The organism is Leptothermofonsia sp. ETS-13 (assembly GCF_049200465.1).
In the GTDB taxonomy this organism is placed as follows: domain Bacteria; phylum Cyanobacteriota; class Cyanobacteriia; order Leptolyngbyales; family Leptolyngbyaceae; genus Leptothermofonsia.
In genome coordinates, this window is the sequence record NZ_CP120836.1 from 585,660 (window position 1) to 607,085 (window position 21,426).

A 21,426-nucleotide genomic window follows, 5' to 3' on the forward strand; every position below is an offset into this window, starting at 1 on the left:
CTTGACAAATTAATTGTGACTACCTACTTAGTCCCTCAGCCTGTCTTTCAACTGTTCCAGCTCTTCCCGAATCGAAGGGGGGTCAAAGCCTAAGGCAAAGGCGTTTGAGCTGTCTAAAGAGACATTCGGTGGGCGAGGGGCAGATAACTTCACATCCCGTTGATAGGCGGCTCTCAACCCTGTAGCGGGCAAATTCAGTACGTCTATCATCAACCGCCCGAAGTCATAGCGTGAGATTCGCTCTTTGCCACCCAGATGGATCAATCCCTGTACTTTTTCAAGGGCAAGAAGTAGACCTCTGGCGGCAGTAGTGCTGCTGATGGGAGTTCGGATTTCGTCCACAAACAGCTTCAATTCTCGCTCTTCCCTCAAGGTTTGGATGAAGGGTTGCAGAAAACTATTGGTACCAGGGGGAGCCGCTCCAAACATGAGCGGCATTCGGCAAATGGCAGCCCTGGGATAGCGGTTCAGGATGGCAGCTTCTGCGATCGCTTTTTGCTCTCCATAGCGGTTGATTGGAGAGGGGGGATCGGTTTCCCGGTAGGGCGGGTTTAAGCCATCAAACACCTGATCGGTGGAAGTAAACACACAAGGAATACCAGGATCCGCACACAGCCCGACAACGTTACAGGCAACCGTAACGTTGAGTAGATGGGAAGCTTTTGGTTCATCCTGACAGCGATTTATATTAGCCTGGGCAGCCAGATGAATGACCGCATTGGGCTGGACAGTATGAAACAGATCTTTGAGTGCCTGAAAATCCCTCAAATCAACCTTTAGCAGGGTAATTCCAGGAATGCTTATGTTGCGAGAAAGATAGGTGCCATACACCTTCCAGTCAGGCGCGGCAACCTGGCATAGGTTCCACCCCAGAAAGCCGCTGGCTCCGGTAACGAGGAGTGTTTGCATTTTGCTCTATCCCTCACGCCTCAAGATTCAGACCAGGAACAGAGGTACTGCCCCTACCCTTTTCTCTAGCCACGAACAACCAACCATGAACACCCCCTTCTCCCGTTCTACATCCCTGGCAGCCCCAACTCCTGACTCAACTCCTGCCGCAGACGGTAAATGATGGTGTTGGAGTCAAGTCGGCTAAGAATGTCTTGAATGATTGTGCTGGCTCCCTGGGGTCCCCAGCTACAGCCCTGTTCCAGATAAACTTGAGCGGCACGACCAACAGTATAGGCTCCATAGCCAGCGATCGCCCCCTGAAAGAGGGCGATTCCAGCATAAGCTGAAAAACTGGTTGAACTATCCAGCCCGGCTGCTGCACTTTTACCTATTCCCAGAACAATACCGCTCCCCAGCTCGCTGAGGAGGAGGCTGCCAGAACTGAGCAGGATCGTTTTCCAGATTTTTCCGGCTTCGTGGCGGGTGATGGGCAGCCCGTAGAGATCTGCCAGGGCCCGGATCATAGCCAAGTCGGAAAAGGCTCCACCCACCAAGTCAAAGAAGGCGATGGGGTTGAGGGCAATCGCGATCGCCTTATAGCGGGCATAGCGCCAAATTAAAGCTTCGGCTTCGGGTTGACGTAATTCCAAAATTTCACTTGCCAGCCTGGACTCTGCTTCCCTGGACTGCACTAGGGCATTGAGCGCCAGTAAGGTTTTACCCTCCCGTTGGATAATTTCCAGAATCTTTTGCTTCAACGCCTCAATTTGCACAGGAGGCGTTTCCCACTCGTAAAATACCCGTCCATCGGACTGTTCTACGCGCACCTGGAGCGGAGCTGGATCGGCAGCCACCAGCACAATTTCATCCGCCGACAACAGATTTTGCAGAGGTTCGCTGCCTCTGCTCCTGGCAGCCAGCCGTTGCAGGTTCTCATAAATCATTTGCCGGGTTTGCTCTGGGTAGAGGTCGATCTTGTTAAACACCAGCAGCAGCGGCTTCTGGGATTGGCGCAAATTACAAAGAGCCTGGTACTCAGTCCGGGTAATGTCCCCCGCAACAACGAATAGAATCAGATCCGACTGACGGGCAACGTCTTCAGCCATCTGTGCCCGTGCTTGCCCATCGATCTCATCCAATCCGGGAGTATCAATCAATTCAACCTGAAGGGGAGAAGCCCCGGAACTGAGGGGGCTCAAGGATGTCGAGGGGCTGGTCACTGCGCCCTTGCCGGAAGGAGACCATGAAACCACCTGCGGTGTGCGCGTGACGCCATTCAGAGGGCCTGTTGGCAAGACGTTTTGACCGATGAGGGCATTCAAAACTGCCGACTTACCACGACTGACCAACCCAAAAACCGCAATTCGAATCACCCGGTTCTCCAGCTTGCTCAGCGTGGTAGACAACCGCTCCATATCCTGCCTCAGAGGTTCCCTGACGGTCACACCGGGACGATTTTTGGCTAGCCGAAAAAGGGCACTATAGCGGTTCAACACCTGCCGTAGACTGGCACGGGCACGGGTTATCTGAGTCTCCTGGGAATCGGGGATGGACTGCTTAGGCGGGTCAGTTAGAAGAGAGAGTGGTGGTGTCAAGGCTGGAAGCAGCTAAAGGGATACCAGTTCCATTTTGCGCTGGAATCTCGACTTCTGGTGCAACCGAAAGGGGAACTGCGCAGTAAAGGGGTAATCTAAGTGGCTCACTGGAAACGGACTCATCAGTCATGGAAGCCTCTGAAGCCTGGGATGCCGTGAAGAGAGTTGGATCAGACGCTGCCGTAAGCTGAGGTTGGGGTAATGCTGCGGAGAAGCGATCCATTGCCTGATTGGCAAGAGTTTGCAGGAAAGTAAGCTGCTGATTTTGCTGGAAGACTCGCTGCAAAATCTGGCTGAAACGTTCAATCGCCAGCGGACTCGCCTCACTCAACGTTAGATTGGGTTCCTGGGTGTTGAAATATTCAATCAGGCTCAACCCGGCAACCCGAGTCAGGTAGGCAGCGCTGATTCCTTGAATACAGCCTCCGGCCAGGTAGGTGAGAGCATTGCTCTTCAGCAGGCTGGCGATCGCCTGGGTGGAAAGCTCTACTAACCCCAATTTCAGCATCAGGCTACCCAGAGTGGTTGCAACCTTCTGGGCCTGTTGCAAAGAAAACTTTTGACGGTAAATAGTGCCCAGGTCATGAATCATCTGAGCATTGATGGCAACGGTTGCCACCAGATCCATCGCCGGGAGCGGGCTGGCAAACGCGGTTCCAGCGGCAATCCATTGGAATTGTTCAACTACAGGCAGGGCACGGGTTCGACGCACATCGTTGAGCACAGTTTTGACCTGAACTCCCAGAGCCAGAGCACTGGTGAAGGAACTTTTGAGCACAAGTTGCTGGCTTTCTTGCTGCAAAATCTGTTCGAGCCGTTGGGTCAAAGCTGCAATATCAGGCGACTGTTCCTCCAGCCATTCATTAACTGAGCCATCGGGCTGGTGCTGGCGGACTTTGATCGGGTTTGGGGCTGCGGCGATCGCAACCACATCTTCAGAACTCCAAACTCCCCGCCCCCGCCGCTGTAAATGGTTCACAATTGTTTGACGCTCTGCAGGCAGGTACTGGTCTTGTTTATTCAGTACCAATAGAACCCGCTTGGTGGCAGCCAGACGCTTCACCGTTTCAAATTCAGATTCTGTCATATCACCATTGACCAGGAAGAGCACCAGATCAGCCGCGATCGCCTGTTGCTGGGCCAGAGCTTCGGCAGCTAAGCTATTCGCTGCTGCCTCAAACAGGCTGGGAGCCTCCACAAAGCTGAGGGTTCGGGTGGAATTGGGTGTCCAGTGGGCCTGCATTTCCTGGATCAAGCTTGTTTTGCCGCAGCCCTTCGCTCCCATTACTAGTAACCGAATGTCATCCCGGTTCATATCAGAAGCAATCTGACTCACCTGGGATTGAAACTGGTTGACCTGAGGTTTAACGGCATCAAAAGCGGCTTCCTGCGGGTCATTGACCTCTACCTCCAGTTGGGTAATGACCTTTTCGGCTTCTGCCAGAGCCCGCCGGACGGCAACTGTATCAACGGTTTGAGGCAGAGGCGATCGCGCTACCTTAGGCTCAGGTTTGCGCCACAACAGAAGAACTGCTCCCCCCGCCGAAGCCAGCAGCACTCCCCACAGCCCCCAATCTCCTAACGTATGGTTGAGGACATCCAGCAGCCCAATTGAACCTGCCAGAATCGCACCACCCACCAAAAAGGGATACCCTCGTTTCTCAGTCATAACCGATACCGGAATTGCAGAAGCATCCCCATTCTACCGAGGTTTGCTGGTTTTGATGGGTGAATCTCACTAAATCAGGACTTACGTATTTGCCAAAAACTTTGCTAAAAACTTCGGAGGTTTAAGCGTCGATATGGGGCATGAGGTGCAGTGTTATAGCTGTTGCCAGGTTGCCCAGGACATTGGCTTTAAAGGGGGTGTGGGGGCTTCGCCCCCAGCCGGAGGTAGAACCCCTGCACCCCATTCTAAGCCTGGTGGCTATCGCTATAGCTCAAAACCTCCGAGGTTTTCGTAAGCCTTATCAATAAACAAAGCCCTGTCACATCAATGACAGGGCTCATCTGTTGAATCAAGTGGCGGGGCATGGATTTGAACCATGGACCTTCGGGTTATGAGCCCGACGAGCTACCAGACTGCTCTACCCCGCGTTGCGCCTGACTAGTATAACGACAAATTGACCAAAGCTGCAATCTGAGTTGGGAAAAATTGGGGAAGGGGAGAAGACAGGAGGTGGGAGGCAGGAGGTAGGAGGCAAGAGACAGGAGGCAGGAGCCAGGAGCCAGGAGGTAGGAGGGAGAAGAGGAAAGGAGGGAAAGAGTGGTCCCACTCATCCACCCTATTACCCATCAACTCAGCGTTTATTAGGAACCAGCCCCTATCTCCAGCCTCTATCTCCAGCTCCTATCAGTAAATTTACGCAAACTTCATCTTCGGGCTGATGGATTTTTCCGGAGTGAAAGCTAGAGTCTGTGAATTCTCTCTCAATGGTGGTTTCCGCTTTTTAGCGAAAGTTAAGCCACTAAGGCGGTTAATCTTTTTCGCTGTGATTGTAGAAAAATTTACAGTTTAAACACACAGCTTTCTAATTTTCTCAGTAATCTTCACTATTCAGGGCGATCGCGAGTGATACTTTTAAAGCTCGGCATCTACATCCATGGTAAAACGGGAAGAGATTATTCTCTCGGAAAGGAGAAGCTGCCATGACTCACCGCTGGGGTTGGTCGTGCTGGAGATTGGGACTGGCGGGGACGTTAACGATTGGTGGGGTGCTGGCGATTGGCGATCGAACCCCGGCTCAGCTCAGTTCGGACCCAAGCCTGGGGGTAGAGAGTTCTGAAATTACTGAAAATCTATTGATCCAGGGGATCTTGAGCGATCGCATCGATGGTGGAGCGACCCGAGGGAGTAACCTGTTTCACAGCTTTCTTCAATTCAATGTGGCGGCTAACCGGGGGGTGTACTTCTCTAACCCGACGGGGATTCAAAACATTCTGGCTCGTGTCGTCGGGGGAAGTCCTTCGCAAATTTTGGGTCGGCTGGGCGTATTGGGGCAGGCGAACCTGTATCTCCTGAACCCCAGTGGCATCATCTTTGGTCCGAGTGCCAGCCTGGATGTGCAGGGGTCTTTCATTGCTTCGACGGCCAGTGCCGTTGAGTTTGGAACGGATACGCTCAATACGGCTGAGCCGGGACCCATTCCCCTGCTGGCTGTTGAGCCAGGAGCTCTGTTTCTCAATGCCCTTAGTCAACAGTCGGGCATCAGCAACCAGGCTAATTTGGTGGCAGGACAAAACCTGTCCCTGGTTGCTGGCTCGGTTAACAGCAGCGGCTTGCTTCAGGCTGGGGGAGAAGTACTGGTCGATGCCAGGGCAGGTAGCGCCGTTGTGACAGAGGTAACGGCTCCAACTGTTCGCTTGGTTGCCAGCCAAAATCTCGCCGCTCAGACTGTGAATGCAGGAACCGCTTTCCTGTCGGCGGGGGTTTCTTTGCAAGCGCAGACGGTCACGGCGCAAGCAACAAACCTGTCGGCGGGGTTTGACCTGGTGGTTCAGAATGTGACCTCTAATACGGCAACTTTGACGGCTGGAGACAATTTATTTCTCAATGGCAGTCAGTTGACGATCTCCGGGGACCTTTCCATTGGCGCATCGAACCATGTTTTCATTAGCGATAGCGCTACCACTCCCTTGCTAGCTCAGGTTGGTGGCAATCTGCGAATTGTAGGGATTCGGGGAGTCAGTGTGCAGACATTGGCCAATCCAGCCTCCTTGCTTCAGACTGGCGGCAACCTCAATCTGGAAAGTGCTGGCAACATTGCGATTGAAGGTCGGTTAACGAGTGGGGCAAATTTCTCTCTGTCCGCTGACAACAATTTGCTGGTGACGAGCAGCCAATTGCAGGCCACAGGCAACCTGGAACTGACAACCCGGAACACTTTACAGGTTCAGGACAATCTACTCAACCCGCTAACCGTCAATGCGGGGGCTGCCCTCACCCTGCGAGGAGATCAGGGAATCAATATCCTGGCCCTCAGCAATCCAGCGAGCCTGTTCCAGAGTGGGAGCAATCTCAATCTGCAAAGTAGCCGGGCGATCGCAGCCAGGGGCCGCTTTACCAGCGGTACCAATCTCTCTTTCTCCGCCGGTACAAATCTGGAACTGACCGAGAGTTCACTCAATGCTCCGGGTGATGTGGCTCTGCTGGCTCAAAACACGGTGCAGATTCAAGATAGTGTCACGACACCGTTTATTGTCGATGCGGGCGGCAATCTGCTGATTCAGGGGAATCAGGGGGTCAGTATTTTTGCATTGAGCAATCCCACCAGCCTGTTGCAAAGCGGCGGCAATTTGAGTCTGGTGAGCGATCGCTCGGTGGCGGCGAATGGACGATTTAATGCCGGGGGCACCCTTGCCATTGGTTCGGGTGGTAATATCGTGCTGCCGTTCTATACGGGACCTTCCCTCCACCTGAGGGCTGGAGGAGAAATTGCGATTGGGGCGATCGATACCTCTTCGGCTACAACCAATGGCGGCGAAGTCAAACTGACCGCAGGACAGGACATTACGATCGGTTCCATCAGTACCTTTTCGACTGCCCCAATCGGAAACGGAGGGTTAGTCACACTCACATCCTTCGGTGGCGACATTACTGTTACCGATTTCATCAACACCTCATCCATTGAAGGATTTGGTGGTGTGGTAAAACTGGATACTCCAGTCGGAAGAATCACAGTTGGAACCATTGATGTTTCTTCTCTCACTGGCAGCAGCGGCAGCATTTTTGCCCTTGCCCAGGGAGATATCACCACAACAGGTTCTATCAATGCCACCTCCCTAAACGGTGCAGCCGGCAGCATTGACCTGACCAGCCTTGGAGGAGGCATCAACACTACAGCGGGGATCCTGGAGGCGTTTTCTGTAGACGGAAATGGCGGCATTGTCTCTGTCAATGCCCAGAATGATATCGTTACAGGGGCAATTGATTCCTCATCCAGCACTGGCAATGGGGGTCACATTAGCCTCACCAGCCGCAACGGGGAAATTACCGCCCTGGACCGATTAGACACCTACTCAATTACTGGCAATGGGGGCAACATTTCCCTGGAAGCCTTGAGTAGAATTACCACGAGAACTCTAGATGCGGCTTCTGATAATGCCAATGGTGGCAACATCAGTCTGATCAGTAGAGGTGGAGCGATCGACACCTCAGCGGGTGATGTCTTTTCCTACTCCATCCTGGGAAATGGGGGTAACGTTAACTTCTCTGCCAGAGGCAACATCACAACGGCAACCATTGACTCCTCAACCGGAATTGATGGGTCTGCCACGCCCAATACCATCGGTGGCACCACTACCTTAAATAGTAGCAATGGCGCAATTGATACCACAGCAGGTGATTTGCTCTCCTATTCCTACCTCGGCAACGGAGGAGCGGTTTCCCTGTCGGCTCATGGGAACATTACAACCGCATTAATTGATTCATCGTCAGGTGTCGATGGCTTTGCAACGGCGGGTGCGGTTGGAGGAGCCGTCAACCTCACGAGCAGCAATGGCGCAATTAACACCACAGCGGGGGATATTTTTTCCTATTCCATTCTGGGGAATGGGGGTAATGTTACCGTCAATGCCAACAGAGATATTTTTACCGGCAATATTGATGCCGCATCCAACACGGCTGATGGTGGCAATATCCGACTGACCAGCAGCAACGGGTCAATTAACACCACAGCAGGGGAACTCCTTTCCTTTGTGGCAACTGTTGATGGGGGCAGCGGTGGTGAGGTTAGCTTGCGTGCGGCTAACGACGTATACGTTGGAGATATCCGGTCGGATGGAGGAGTGAACGGGTCGGGAGGCGATATCTGGATTGTCAGCGATCGCAACGGCACCATTGACATCTCTGACCAGATTCTCAACAGCAGCACCTTTGGGATCGGCAGGGGTGGCAACATTTTGATTGAAACCAGCGCCAGTGGCACTGTCTCCATTGCCCGAACTCAGATTGATTCAACCGTAGAACCTGGGGCAAGCGGTACAGGCGGCAATATCATCATCTCTGGGGGAACGGTGTTGCTAGATGCTGTTAACCTGGATACCACAACCTCTGGCAGTGGCAATGGTGGCAATATCGCTGTAACGGCACTTAACAATGGTGCGGTGTCCATCACCAATAACAGCCTGATTAACACAACCGTTCAGCCTGGAGCGGCGGGTACAGGGGGTAACGTTAGCATTTCAGGTGGACAGGTTTCCCTGGATAATTCGGCTATCAACTCTGGTACCAGCGGGTTTGGTAACAGCGGCAATGTTGGGATTACCGCAAATAGTGGTGCGATCGCCCTCCTCAATAGCAGCACCATCAGCAGCGATACCAGTGGTAGTGGCAACGGTGGCAACATCAGCCTGACAGCCCCTTCAATCACTCTATTTAATGGCGTTCAAGTCACAGCCCTGACCCAGGGAGAGGGCGACGGCGGTAGTGTTTTCATTAACGCTGACAGTGGATCTCTCCTCCTGGCTGCCAGCAGCTATATCAGCACGGCTGTTGATAACCTCACCGCACAAGGTGAGGGAGGCAATATCGATGTCATCGCGGAAAATGTCTCTTTGATCCTTGGCTCCAGATTAGAAGCCTTGACTCGGGGAATAGGAGCTGCCGGAGATATTAGGATTACCGCTGCTGGAGTCATTGATATTTCGGGAGCAGATATTGCCGGGCTTTACAGCGGACTCCAAACCTCCTCTGAAGCGGGCAGCGGTAGTCCCGGAGGGAACATCATCATCAATTCACCTGGGCAGCCTCAGGGAACATTGCGGATAGCCGATGGTGGCTATTTAAGTGCCCGGACGCAGAGTGACTTTGCAGGCGGCAACATTGAGATCACTGTCAACAATCTGGAACTGCTTGGGGGTGGGCAACTCATCACTTCCGCTACTAGCGGAGGTAGGGGCGCAGCTGGTAGCATCACGGTCAATGCCGCTCAGGGAGTCACCATTGCTGGCAAAAACCCTAACTTTGCTGCGGGTTCCCCCAATCCTAATGAAGGAGCATCCAGTGGCTTATTTGCACAATCTGAAGGAAGCGGAGATGCGGGAAATTTAACGGTCAATACACCTCAAATGCTGATGCAGGATTCTGCTCAAGTATCGGTTGCCAGCCGGGGAAGCGGTATGGGTGGGCAGCTAACTATCAATGCCAATCAGTTGAGCGTACAAACCGATGCCGAAATTTCTGCCTCAACTGCTGGGACCGGAGTAGGTGGTCAGTTAAGCATTAATGCCAATCAGGTGCAGGTGCAGACAAACGGGAAAATCTCCGCTTCGACCACAGGTTCAGGAGACGGTGGTCAGTTAAGTATCAATGCCAATCAAGTACAGGTGCAGACAGATGGGAGAATCTCTGCCTCGACCACAGGTTCAGGAAAAGGTGGTGTGTTGACGGTCAATGCCTCTGATTCGGTCAATTTAGACCAGGGGGGGAGTTTAGCTGCCCGGTCTGAAGGGGAGGGAGAAGCCGGTAGCCTGGCTATCAATACCCCCAACTTCACGGTGCAAAATGGGGCCCAGGCTACCGTCAGCAGTACAGGAACGGGGAATGCCGGAAACCTGGATGTCAACGCCCGTTTTGTCAGCTTAAACAATAGCGGTAAATTGGCAGCGGAAACGGTTTCAGGAGGGGGAGGCAACATTCAGTTGCGTAACCTGGACACCTTACAACTCGACAACGGCGGCCAGATCTCTGCTTCCACTGAAAGCGGACAGGGCGGAACCCTGAGCATCAGTGCTTCCCGCTCAATTAACTTAAACAACCGTAGTGGACTGTTTGCCCGTGCCACCGGAACGGGAGATGGAACGGCGGGGAACCTGCTCCTGTCTACCCGCCAGTTGACGGTGCAAAACGAATCAGAAATCTCAACATCAACAGCTGGTGCAGGCAACGCGGGGCAGATTGTTGCCCAGGCAAATTCCCTGTTCCTCAGCAACGACGGCAAAATCACCAGCCGTAGCGATGGGGCAGGCAATGCAGGTTCGATTACGATTCAATTGGGTGATCTACTGCAAACCAATCGAGGTGAAATCTCTGCCGCCTCAGAACAGGGGGGCGGCGGCAATATCACCGTTACTGCCAGGGATATTGAGTTAAAAAATAGCAGCCTGATTAGCACCCGCGTGTCGAGCGGCAGCGGGGGGGGTGGTAACATCAACATCACTGCCAGGGATATCTTTATTGCCCTTGAAGATAGCGATATCCTGGCTAACGCTGAGGACGGCAATGGTGGCCGAATTACCATCCGATCGCCCGTTTTCATCGCTGATCTGTTTGCCAATGTGGGCCCCAACCCTGGACGCGACTTTTCCCGCTTCCGCGGCAACGGACAGGTCGATATCTCGGCCTCCTCCCGGTTTGGAGTCAGCGGTGTCGTCAGCATTCCTGACTTCAGCTTCTTACAGGACTCCCTCGACTCCCTTTCTGAAACCTTTGTCAGCACAGAGCAGATTGTTGCTGGAAGCTGCCTGGCGCGGCGCAATGTGGAGCAGGGAAGCTTTGTTGTCTCTGGAACAGGTGGACTTCCTAACGATCCCTATAACCTGATCAGGAGCCAATACCGGGTTGTAGGTGTCAGACCTATTAATACTAATGGAAATGGCTCTTCCAGCCAAACAGCACCAGCTCAAACGCTCATCCCCCTGCCTACACCCAAAGCCTGGAAGCCGGGCGATCCCATCCAGGAAGCGCAGGGATTGATGAAAACCATTGACGGGCGCATTGTATTGGGAACGGATTCCCAGTTGACCGCGATCGCCAAAGCTGAAGAAATCATTTGTGGCGAAATTAAACCCGAAGTCTCCTCCAATCGCCTTTAAGGAGCTTGCTTCACCAGGCTAAGAACGGGGTACAGAGGTTCCACTCCTTCTTGGGGGCGGAGCCCCTCAAACCCCCATGTTGCAAAATTTAGTGTTTGCAACACTATAGCTATAGCCACCAGAGTTAGGACAGGGTACAGGGGTTTTACCCCTGCGTGGCGGCCTCGCCCACACACCTCTTGTTCACAAACTATTCGTGAACGCTATAGCAGTCCTTAATCATTTGTGAACGAGGGGAGTTGTGAAAGTCCTTCCACAATCCAGATAGGACTGCTGCAAATTGAACCTTCAATCATCCTGCTATTAAGCAATATCAGCCAGAACTGCGGTAATCTGAAGACTTTAATCAAAACGATTTCCCGGATAGGTTCTCTTATCAGGGAAAATTATTTCTAAAACTAAAGCGCCATCGGACAGAACCCCACTCCCCATTCTGTCTTCTGACTCCTGGCTTCTCCTTCTTCTTTCCTCTTTCCCCCCGTCCCCAGCCCCCCTTGATCCCCTGCCTGTATGTGGTCGAAGTTGAGCAGCAAAATCTGGAAATGGCCTGTTGTTTGGGTTACGGCTCCTAGTGCAGCAGGGATTGTGATTACCCTGCGACTGTTGGGATGGCTGCAACCCTTTGAGTGGATGGCGCTTGACCAATTTTTTCTGCGCCGTCCAGCAGAATCGGCTGACCCGCGGATTGTCATCATTGGGATTAACGAGCAAGACATTAAAAACCTGGGGCGCTGGCCCATGACAGATGCGGAACTGGCTCAATTGCTGAAGCGAGTGAAGGAGCAAAAACCCCGGGCGATCGGGCTTGACCTGTACCGCGATCTTCCCATTGAGCCAGGGCACCAGGAGCTTGTCCACATTTTTGAAACAACCCCCAACCTGATTGGAATTGAGAAAAAAGGAGGCGCAAAAGATATCCCAATCTTTCCGCCCCAGGCTCTGGCAAAGCAGGGGCAGGTAGCTTCCAATGACATTTTAGAAGACAGCGACAACAAAATCCGGCGGGGGTTTTTCTACTGGACCAACCCGGATACGGGAGAAGCTCTAGAGAGTCTGGGGTTAAGGTTGGCGCTAATCTACCTGGAGGCTGAGGGAATCACTCCTAAACCTGCTGCCGCCAACCCTGACTATTTGCAGCTAGGCGAGGCTGTCTTCCCTATCTTTGAAGCAAATGATGGCAGTTATGTTCGAGCAGATGCGGGGGGATACCAGGTTTTGCTCAACTTCCGTGGGCAGGCAGGTACCATGGAAATGGTTTCCATGGCCGATGTTTTACAGGGCAAAATTCCCCTTAACCTGTTCCGCGATCGCATCGTTTTTATCGGTCCCACTGCCGAAAGTTTGAAAGATTTTTTCCTCACTCCTTACAGTGGGGTTTCGGGTATTGTGCCCCAGCCCATGTCGGGTGTGGAGATCCAGGCGAATCTTACTAGCCAGATTTTAAGTGCGGTTCTTGATGGACGGCAGGGGATTCAAGTCTGGCCTGATCCGGTGGAGGCAGGGTGGATTGTTCTGTGGGCCATCATCGGCACCACACTGGGCTGGTGGGTGCGATCGCCCCGACAGGCTATCGCAGGAATGGTCTGTCTTGAAGGCAGCCTGGTGATTGGCTGCTATCTGGCATTTCTGGCGGGGTGGTGGATTCCCGTCGTTCCTCCAGCCCTGGCTCTGGCGGGTTCTGCCATTGTTCTGACTGGCTATGCGGCTTACCAGGAACGGGAAGACCGGCGGACAGTGATGAGTTTGTTTGGGCGACACGTTAATCCGGAGATTGCCGAAGCCATCTGGCGCGATCGTGATCAAATCTTAAAGGAAGGTCGCTTGCCAGGACGGAAGATGACAGCAACCGTTTTGTTTACCGACATTAAAGACTTTAGCGGCATCACCGAACGAACCGACCCTGAAACCCTGATGGACTGGCTCAACGAATACATGGCCGCAATGAGTCAACTAGTGTTGGACTATGGCGGCATCGTTGATAAGTTCATTGGAGACTCCATCATGGCAGTGTTTGGAGTACTGCTCTCGAATCATACACCGGAGGCGATCGCAGAAGAGGCCCAGAAAGCAGTCAAATGCGCCGTCGAAATGGCTTCTACTCTGCATGCCCTCAACCTGAAGTGGCAGAGCCAGGGACTACCCACCACCAGTATGCGAGTCGGTATTTCTACAGGTATGGTCGTAACGGGTACGCTGGGTGGTCAGCAGCGATTGGATTACACTACCATTGGCGACAGCGTTAACGTTGCCGCCCGCCTGGAAAGCTACGATAAGTCTTTGAGTGGTGGTATCTGCCGCATCCTGATCAGTGAAGAAACCCACACGCTGATTCAAGATAAATTTCTAACGAAACTAATTGGAAATGTACGGCTTCGGGGGCGAGAACGCCCAACAAAAATTTATCAAGTCTTGATAGAAACACTGAGACAGGGTGATTAAAATCAGACTAGATTAAAATCAGATTATAGAAATGTCAGAATTTAGAGTGGGTACTGAAATTCTCAGCTTTCCTTGAGTAAGTTTACGGGTGCATGCTGCCAGTGGGTTCCCAGTTCTCGGCTTTCAATTCCCCCACCTGTATAAATTCAAAGGACCACTATGGCTACCCCCCGCTTTTTGATCACCTCCACCGCCGTCGCTCTTGCGTTGCAGTCGTTCAGTTTCCTTAACGCTCCAATTCAAACCCCTTCGGCTTCCAATTATCTGGGGTTGGCGGCTCCTGCCTTAGCTGCACAAACCGTTTATCGACCTCCTCTCCGCCCCCGTCCCCTCATTCGGACTAGTGGAACAGGCTCCCGTGGCTGTTATCAGAAAAATCAGCCGATTCAACTCAGCCTTCTGGTGCCTGAACGTCACGTTGGGCAAACTGTTTCAGCCCGTCCCAGTTTCTTCTGGTACCTGGAAAATGCCAAAGTTGCCAAGTTTACTTTGGTAGAGCCAGGAGTTCCTAAGCCCCTGCTTGAGAAAACCCTTCAGGTATCAGGAGCAGGAATCATGCAGGTTGAGCTGCCTGAAAATGCCCCGGAACTTGCCGTTGGCAAGGAATATCGCTGGTCGGTCACAGTACTATGTAATCCCAACCGCCCATCTGAGGTGGCATCCTACACTCAATCTTTCATTGAACGGGTGGCTTCCACCCCTGAGTTAATTAAACAATTGGGAAACGCAAAGTCTGACCTGGAGCGGGCTCGCATCTATGCCCAGTCGGGCCTATGGTACGACACTCTCTCAGCCCTGTCCACCGCCAGCGAGAAAGATCCTATTGCTCGCAGCGAGATGCTTTCCCTGCTTGACCAGGTTGGTTTATCTAATGTCACCAAGCAGGCTCGCAAGAATGAGCAGGCCGCCAATTTACGCTAAATCATCTGTTGAGAAAGCCAATTAAAATCAAAGGATAGCTAACGGCTAGCTGTTGATTTATAGCAATAGCCACCAGGCTTAGGACGGGGTGCAGGGGTTCCATCCCTGGCTGGGGGCTTCGCCCCCACACCCCCTTAAAACCAATGCCCTAAGTAACCTGGTGACAGCCATATTTCATCCGTTAGCCGTAATTTTTGGCTAACTGTTGCAACAGTCCCTTGAACAGACGAATGCCATCTGTACCTCCCAGTATCGGATCGGAGGCCCGTTCCGGGTGGGGCATCATGCCCAGTACGTTGCCTTGACGATTGCAGATTCCCGCAATGTTGTTCAGCGAGCCATTGGGATTGCTGGAAGGGGCTACTTCTCCTTCAGTTGTGCAGTAGCGAAACACTACCTGACCGTTGGCTTCAATTTCTGCCAGGGTGTTGGTATCGGCGTAGTAACTGCCTTCACCGTGGGCGATGGGGATAGTGACTACTTCGCCAGGCTGATAGTTCTGTGTCCAGGGTAAATCGTTCCGCTCGACACGCAACGGGACGCGATCGCAAATAAAATGCAGATCTCGGTTTCGCACCAATGCTCCGGGCAGTAACCCTGCCTCCGTCAGTACCTGAAATCCATTGCAAATTCCCAGCAGAAACCTTCCCCTGATTCGCATGTTCAATAGCGGACTTCATCGCGGGTGAAAAGCGGGCGATCGCACCGCACCTGAGATAATCCCCATAACTAAATCCACCCGGAATTACGACCACATCCAGGTCAGATAGGTCGCTATCCTCATGCCACACCATCCGGGTTGGCTGATTCAACAGCGTTTGAGTTACGTAAGCAACATCGCGATCGCAATTGGACCCCGGAAACACAATTACGCCAAACTTTACCGCCACAGGCCGATTCTCCCCTTGGTTGACCATCTTGATCATAGGACAGGGGTGGGGGGATGGGGGGATTGCTCTTTATATCCCTTACTCCATCACACTCCTACGCCCCTACTCCACCACACTCCTACTCACCCACTCATCCACCCTTCCACTCCATCACTCCCTTACTCCATCACTTCCCCGCCCTCCTCCTTCTTCCCCTTCTGACTTCTCCCTCTCTAATAATTTAAGTTTTGGAAAGATTTCAGCTTTGACGAAATTCCTAAATGGTCTGAATTCTGGCTTCTTGAAGCATTTCAGGAATTCTCCATCGCTTGAATTCTGAGAATCACGAATTAACATTAGGAGATGAAACAGAGCACTTAAGTTGGTGGAACAAATAAATATAAAGCTGCCATCAGATGGGTTAATAACAGCATGACCTGATGCTGTTTAGGGGGTTAGTCATCTACGACTATGCCTTCTCTTATCTGATGGACTATTTTGTTTACTTGCTTAACACTCTGCAATCAAAAGAAAGAGTTAAGTAATGGGGAGTTGATCCGCGATCGCCCCATACTTAACGCGAGAACTAGTTCGAAGGAGAATAAAGAATGGCACAAGCAAAACACGGTGATACGGTTAAGGTGCACTATACGGGCAAGCTGGATGATGGCACCGTGTTTGATTCTTCCGCCAACCGTGAGCCACTGGAATTTACGATTGGGGCAGGAAATATCATTCCCGGTTTTGAAAAGGCCGTAGTGGGTATGGCTCAGGGAGAATCTAAAACGGAGGTTATCCCCACTGAGCAAGCTTACGGTCCTTACATGGAAGAAATGGTGGTAACAATTGACCGCCAGCAAATGCCTGCTGAAATTGAACCTGAAGTGGGTCAGCAGCTTCACATTCAGCAACCGGATGGGCAGTTGCTTCCCGTCATGGTTACGGATGTTTCAGACTCAACCGTTACTCTGGATGCCAACCATCCTCTAGCAGGTGAGAATCTGACGTTTGATATTCAGTTAGTTGAGATTGGGTAGAAGGAAAGTTTTTTTTACCCAGCTTGCCATGGGTTTGTCAATTTTTTTGGTGGCAATCCTGGAAAGGGGGTCGAGGGAATCAGGGTTTCAAGGAGTCAGAGCCCTGTTTCTAGAACCCTTCCTTGCCATAAATCTGGTAGATCAACTTAAAAGTTTCACAATGTTTGTAGTTCAGGCTTTAGCCTGTTCGACTGAAGTCGTCATTACAAGCGTTGCAAGATTCACTGTTTCGTCTGCTAGTGGTTCACCAAAGGAATTTTGCCTAGTTATCTAAACCTGTAAAGACCAATTTAGGGGGTTTTGAAGGGTTTGCAACCCTTCAAAATCCGCCTGGCAGGCTACGAGTGTTGCAAACACTAAATTTTGCAACATGGGGTTTGGGGGCGAAGCCCCCAGGCAGGGGTTCTACCCTGCACCCCCAGCAAAACTTTTGTTTTGCCATACTAGTGGTCTGTCAAGACCACTAGTATTTGCAACACCAGTTCAAAAACAACACCAGTTCAAAAAACTGTATGCCCGAAGGTAGCGCTGTTCTTCTTCGGGCATGTCGTCATTCGCCCCTACAGGCCGCCACTCTACAAACGGATTTTTATCATACCTGTCACTTCACACCTGTCACCTGTTATAAAGGGTAGCGGTGATGACTTAAAGTTTTGATCCATTTTCAGTGGTGCCTGAGGAGCTTACCAATGGAACCCTTTGCTAAATCCACCCAATTCGCTTTCGTCGATCCGGTTGTTACTGGACCCCTGGAAAGATCGAAGCGATCGCTCCTGTCTCCCCTATCTACTGACCCACTGGATGCCCGCCTCTCTTCATCCTCCCATTCTGGCCGCTTCACTGCATTCAATGAGACGGCAACCCCACCTCCCATCGATGGTTCCCTGGTTCAAATTCAGCCCCTGGCGCAAAATCTTGGCTCGCTGATTGGGCAAAGGCAGCTTAGCGGTAGCCTCAACGCCAGCAATCCTTACGATGTCTATCGATTCGATATTCCCACAACGACCGGGTTAACCAGCGTCAATCTGGCTGGTACGGGCACTAATGTTATTACCTCGGAAGCCCTGGTCGTTCTGGTAGAAGACAGAAACAATAATGGCAGAGTCGATGCCGGTGAAGCGTTTGAAGGCTCCAGTACCAGCCCTGTGCGTCGTCCCTATGGGCCTGGCACCTATTACGTTGTGGTTTATTTCACAAATGGTGCTCTGGATTATACCCTCACCCTGGAAACCGACTTTGCGGGTAATACTCTGGCCACTGCTGCCAACCTGGGTCCGCTCTCCGCCAGGCAATCCTTTCAAGATGCTATCAGCATTAACGATGGTGAAGATTTTTACCGCTTTAGCGTTGATACAGAAAGTGACTTTACTTTACTACTGGATAACTTGACGGCAGATGCCAACGTCCAACTGGTTCAAGACCTGAACAATAATCGGGTTGTTGAAGATAGCGAGATTTTGCAGGCATCGGCTAATCCAGGTATAACGGCGGAGGCGATCGCTCGCCGCCTGGCACCAGGCACCTATTTTGTCCGAATTTTGCCGGGGGCTGGTGTCAGCACCAACTATACGCTGACTCTAAGTTTTGATCAGGCAGGCAATGCCCTTAGTTCAGCACGGAGTCTTGATTTCCTGAGTGAGGTCCAATCTTTTTACGACTTTTTGGACAGTGCAGATCCAGAAGACGCTTACCGCTTCGAGGTATTCACTGAAAGCAACTTGAGTTTGCTCGTTGAAGGATTCAGTGATCTGGCATCTATTCAATTAGTCCGGGATGGCAACGGGAATGGCATCGTTGAAGCCGAAGAAATTTTGGCAACCTCAGCCAATCTGGTAGGAACAAGAATTGCTACGCTTGGCAGCAGTCTGGCGATCGGCACCTGTTTCATCCGTGTTTTGCCATCTACCCCGGCTGCCAGTGCCACTAACTATCGATTAGACATCCTTGTAACTGGAGCAGACCAGGCAGGCAATGATCTGCTGAGTCCACGTGACATCGGGCTTTCTTCAATCGCCACCTCCTTTACTGATTGGGTCGATGGAGCAGACCCCAATGACTTTTACCGCTTTTCCCTAATCAACACCAGTACTGTCAATCTGACACTGGACTCTTTGATTGCCGACGCCAATCTGCAATTAATTCAAGACCTAAATGAGAATGGCATCATCGACAGCAATGAAATCTTACAAACCTCAGCCAACCCAGGCATCGCACCCGAAATCATTAACCCGCTGCTGGGGGCTGGCACCTATTTCGTCCGGGTTTATCCAGCCAGTGGAGCGACCAATTATCGCCTTACGGCATCAATGGTTTCGCTCATGGACCTGGCGGGAAACAACCTCAATGATGCCCGTCTGGTCAACCTTAATGGTGCGGCAACCACCTTTGCCGATCAAATTGGTAATAGTGATTTAGAAGATTATTACCGTTTCAATATCGCTAATGATGGCAGCACGCTAAATCTTTTGTTGGATGGATTGACGGCTGATACGAATGCGCAACTGATTCAGGACCTTAACAGCGATGGATTGGTGGATAGCAACGAAATCCTGGATGTTGCCGTTGGCACTGGATCTACCAAAATCCTGAACCGCCCTCTCAGTGCAGGTACCTACTTTGTAAGGATTGTGGGAACTACCCCTAACATCAGCACTGACTATACGTTGAGTTTGTCGCTCGATCAGGCTGGCAATACTCCTAACTTAGCCCGTCCCATCCAGCTCAATGGCACTTCTAATATACTTAGCGATTGGGTAAGTATTGCTGATACCGTTGATTATTACCAGATTAGTTTAAGCACGAGTACAAATCTCAGTTTAGTTTTGAATGGGCTCAGTACAGATGTAAACTTCCGGCTTTTAGACAGTGCGGGAAGTTTGATTCAAGATTCAACTAGAGCTGAAGACGGTACCCGATCGCTAAACCGCATTGAATTACCAGGGACTTATCTGATTGAGATTTCATCTCTTGGTGGCAACACCAACTACAGGTTACAGGTGGATGCCCCTCCCGTCGATAACGCTGGAAATACCCTGGCTAATGCTCTTGATTTGGGTTCACTCAGAGGCAACCAAACGTTCAGTGATTTTATTAGCAATTTCGATCGAGAAGAGTTCTACCGTTTCAATGTTGATGCAGCCGGTTTACTCAATGTTCAATTAACTAATCTGGTTGCTGATGCCAATCTATTTCTGATTCAAGATCTCAATAATAACGGAATCATTGACTCAGATGAGTTTTTACAGTCTTCCATCAATTCAGGGACGATCGCAGAATCCATTACCCAAAGCCTGACTCCTGGCACGTATTTCATCTATGTTCTGCAAGGCTCTTCAAATGCCAACACTTCCTACAGCCTGAGCCTTGCCTTTGATCAAGTGGGAAATACATTGGCTACGCCTTTGGATATTACGGTAGATGCAACCAACCGTAGTTTTAGTGATTTTGTAAGTGCGACAGGCACCGATACTGACGATTTTTATCGCTTCACGCTAGCTACCGACCAGACGCTTAACCTGGCGCTGACCACCTTTAACCAATCCATTGGGGTGCAACTGATTCAGGATTTGAATGGCAATGGAGTGGTTGACAGCAATGAAGTATTACAGGCTCAGGGAACCACAGGCACCGCTGTCATTTCCTTCAGTCGAACGCTTGCGGCTGGTACCTACTGGCTCAGAATAGTATCCGGTGAAGGGGATGCCAACTACACCATAACGGTTAGTACCAGCCCAATTGACTGGTTGGGACTCAATCTGCGCGACCTGGATTTGATCAACCTGGCAAGGACATCGCTGGCCGATGGTCAACTGAACCGGAATGAAGTCATCTCCCTCCTGCAAACCACCAAGGATGGAGGCGTCATTACTGCAACTGAACTGGCAGATTTACGACTACTGGTCAGCAATAGTCAGTTGTTGGGAATGCCGGATTATGTACGCATCCTGGCCGATCGAGTGGTGAATCTCAATCCAGCCAATCAGTTCTATCAAGGCGCAAGATTGGGGAGCCTGTTGGATAGCGGTGATTCAGCCACCAAACTGGAGCTTTTGATTGGCAAATGGTTCCTTGGTCGCGATCGCCCCCTGGCCCGATCCACTGATGGTCAAACCACCTATTCCTACCGTCTCGCCAGTGGGGCGTTGTTCCAGAATGGCATCAGCTATACCGATGTGCAGCAGGGAGATCTGGCTGATTGCTATCTGCTGGCTGCGTTGGCTGCAACGGCTTTGCGATCGCCCGATAGCATTCAAAACATGTTCGTTGACAATGGCGATGGCACCTACACTATTCGTTTCTTCAACAATGGCGTTGCTGACTATATCACCGTTGACCGCTACCTGCCAACTACGGCTCTGGGCACCTTTGCCTACGCTGGCTTTGATACCTTCTACAACAGCCCTGGCAATGAACTCTGGGTTGCGCTGATCGAAAAAGCCTACGCCCAGATCAGCGAATTGGGCTGGCTGGGGCAGGACAACATCAACTCCTATCAAGGCATTGCTGTAGGTTCTGAAACCATAGCACTCAACCAAATCACCAACCGCAACACCACAGGACCCAAACCGATTAATTTTGCAGAATTAGTCAACGCCTTTAGTGCAGGGCAAATGGTGTTTGTTGATTCCAACCCAACAAATGTTGCCCTAAACATCGTTCCGGGTCATGAATATGTGGTGGTTGACTACAACCCCACGACTCAAAGAGTCACCCTCTTCAACCCCTGGGGTATCGGCGACCATCTGTTTTCAGGTAGCAACCGCCCTGGCCTTGTGGAATTGAGTGAAGCTGAATTGGCGATTAGCTTTGCAACTCTGTCTTATACAGCGATTCCAGCACCAGTAGCATAGTAAGAGAGAG

8 protein-coding genes, 1 tRNA gene and 2 pseudogenes are annotated in these 21,426 nt (G+C 51.5%); 5 read left to right on the plus strand and 6 right to left on the minus strand.

All coding sequences use genetic code 11. From position 1 onward, the window contains the following. Positions 1-27: 27 nt before the first annotated feature. The 4 genes from P4D80_RS02730 to P4D80_RS02745 all read right to left on the minus strand — a co-directional run bounded on the left by P4D80_RS02730 (position 28) and on the right by P4D80_RS02745 (position 4,583). Positions 28-909 (minus strand): SDR family oxidoreductase, encoded by an 882-nt coding sequence (locus P4D80_RS02730; protein ID WP_421657320.1) that lies wholly within the window; start codon positions 907-909, stop codon positions 28-30. 107 nt (positions 910-1,016) lie between these two features. Further along, positions 1,017-2,486, minus strand: a complete 1,470-nt coding sequence (locus P4D80_RS02735) for a DUF697 domain-containing protein (RefSeq protein WP_421657321.1) — start codon at positions 2,484-2,486, stop codon at positions 1,017-1,019. Next, positions 2,458-4,155, minus strand: a complete 1,698-nt coding sequence (locus P4D80_RS02740) for a slr1306 family protein (RefSeq protein ID WP_421657322.1) — start codon at positions 4,153-4,155, stop codon at positions 2,458-2,460. Before P4D80_RS02740 ends, P4D80_RS02735 begins: the two co-directional genes overlap by 29 nt. A gap of 354 nt (positions 4,156-4,509) precedes the next feature. Continuing rightward, a tRNA-Met gene (locus tag P4D80_RS02745) sits at positions 4,510-4,583 on the minus strand. A gap of 552 nt (positions 4,584-5,135) precedes the next feature. Here P4D80_RS02745 and P4D80_RS02750 point away from each other — a divergent pair. The 3 genes from P4D80_RS02750 (at position 5,136) to P4D80_RS02760 (ending at position 14,660) form a co-directional block, all read left to right on the plus strand. Continuing rightward, positions 5,136-11,300 carry a filamentous hemagglutinin N-terminal domain-containing protein gene (locus P4D80_RS02750; RefSeq protein WP_421657323.1) on the plus strand — a complete coding sequence of 2,055 codons (6,165 nt, stop codon included), beginning with the start codon at positions 5,136-5,138 and terminating at the stop codon, positions 11,298-11,300. 510 nt (positions 11,301-11,810) lie between these two features. Continuing rightward, entirely contained in the window at positions 11,811-13,739 is a 1,929-nt protein-coding gene (locus tag P4D80_RS02755; RefSeq protein ID WP_421657324.1) for a CHASE2 domain-containing protein, read from the plus strand. 159 nt (positions 13,740-13,898) lie between these two features. Next, positions 13,899-14,660: a DUF928 domain-containing protein gene (locus tag P4D80_RS02760; protein ID WP_421657325.1), complete on the plus strand. Its 762-nt coding sequence runs from the start codon at positions 13,899-13,901 to the stop codon at positions 14,658-14,660. Positions 14,661-14,841: 181 nt separating this feature from the next. On the opposite strand, the gene purQ is transcribed toward P4D80_RS02760, so the two are convergent. Together purQ and P4D80_RS02770 are read right to left on the minus strand one after the other, a co-directional pair. After that, positions 14,842-15,321, minus strand: a complete 480-nt coding sequence (gene purQ / locus P4D80_RS02765; protein WP_421659474.1) for a phosphoribosylformylglycinamidine synthase I — start codon at positions 15,319-15,321, stop codon at positions 14,842-14,844. Positions 15,322-15,412: 91 nt separating this feature from the next. Beyond that, positions 15,413-15,586: pseudogene (locus P4D80_RS02770) on the minus strand (hypothetical protein); the annotation flags it as partial. A gap of 572 nt (positions 15,587-16,158) precedes the next feature. Here P4D80_RS02770 and P4D80_RS02775 point away from each other — a divergent pair. Both P4D80_RS02775 and P4D80_RS02780 read left to right on the plus strand, forming a co-directional pair. Then, positions 16,159-16,566 (plus strand): annotated as a pseudogene (locus P4D80_RS02775) (FKBP-type peptidyl-prolyl cis-trans isomerase); the annotation flags it as partial. Between the two features lie 689 nt (positions 16,567-17,255). Continuing rightward, positions 17,256-21,416: a pre-peptidase C-terminal domain-containing protein gene (locus P4D80_RS02780; protein WP_421657326.1), complete on the plus strand. Its 4,161-nt coding sequence runs from the start codon at positions 17,256-17,258 to the stop codon at positions 21,414-21,416. Positions 21,417-21,426 lie beyond the last annotated feature (10 nt).

Bases quoted from the DNA above. Each gene is read 5' to 3' on its own strand.
- P4D80_RS02780 (WP_421657326.1), top strand. From the start codon at position 17,256: ATGGAACCCTTTGCTAAATCCACCCAATTCGCTTTCGTCGATCCGGTT.
- P4D80_RS02740 (WP_421657322.1), bottom strand. From the start codon at position 4,155: ATGACTGAGAAACGAGGGTATCCCTTTTTGGTGGGTGGTGCGATTCTG.
- P4D80_RS02755 (WP_421657324.1), top strand. From the start codon at position 11,811: ATGTGGTCGAAGTTGAGCAGCAAAATCTGGAAATGGCCTGTTGTTTGG.
- purQ (WP_421659474.1), bottom strand. From the start codon at position 15,321: ATGCGAATCAGGGGAAGGTTTCTGCTGGGAATTTGCAATGGATTTCAG.
- P4D80_RS02750 (WP_421657323.1), top strand. From the start codon at position 5,136: ATGACTCACCGCTGGGGTTGGTCGTGCTGGAGATTGGGACTGGCGGGG.
- P4D80_RS02760 (WP_421657325.1), top strand. From the start codon at position 13,899: ATGGCTACCCCCCGCTTTTTGATCACCTCCACCGCCGTCGCTCTTGCG.
- P4D80_RS02730 (WP_421657320.1), bottom strand. From the start codon at position 909: ATGCAAACACTCCTCGTTACCGGAGCCAGCGGCTTTCTGGGGTGGAAC.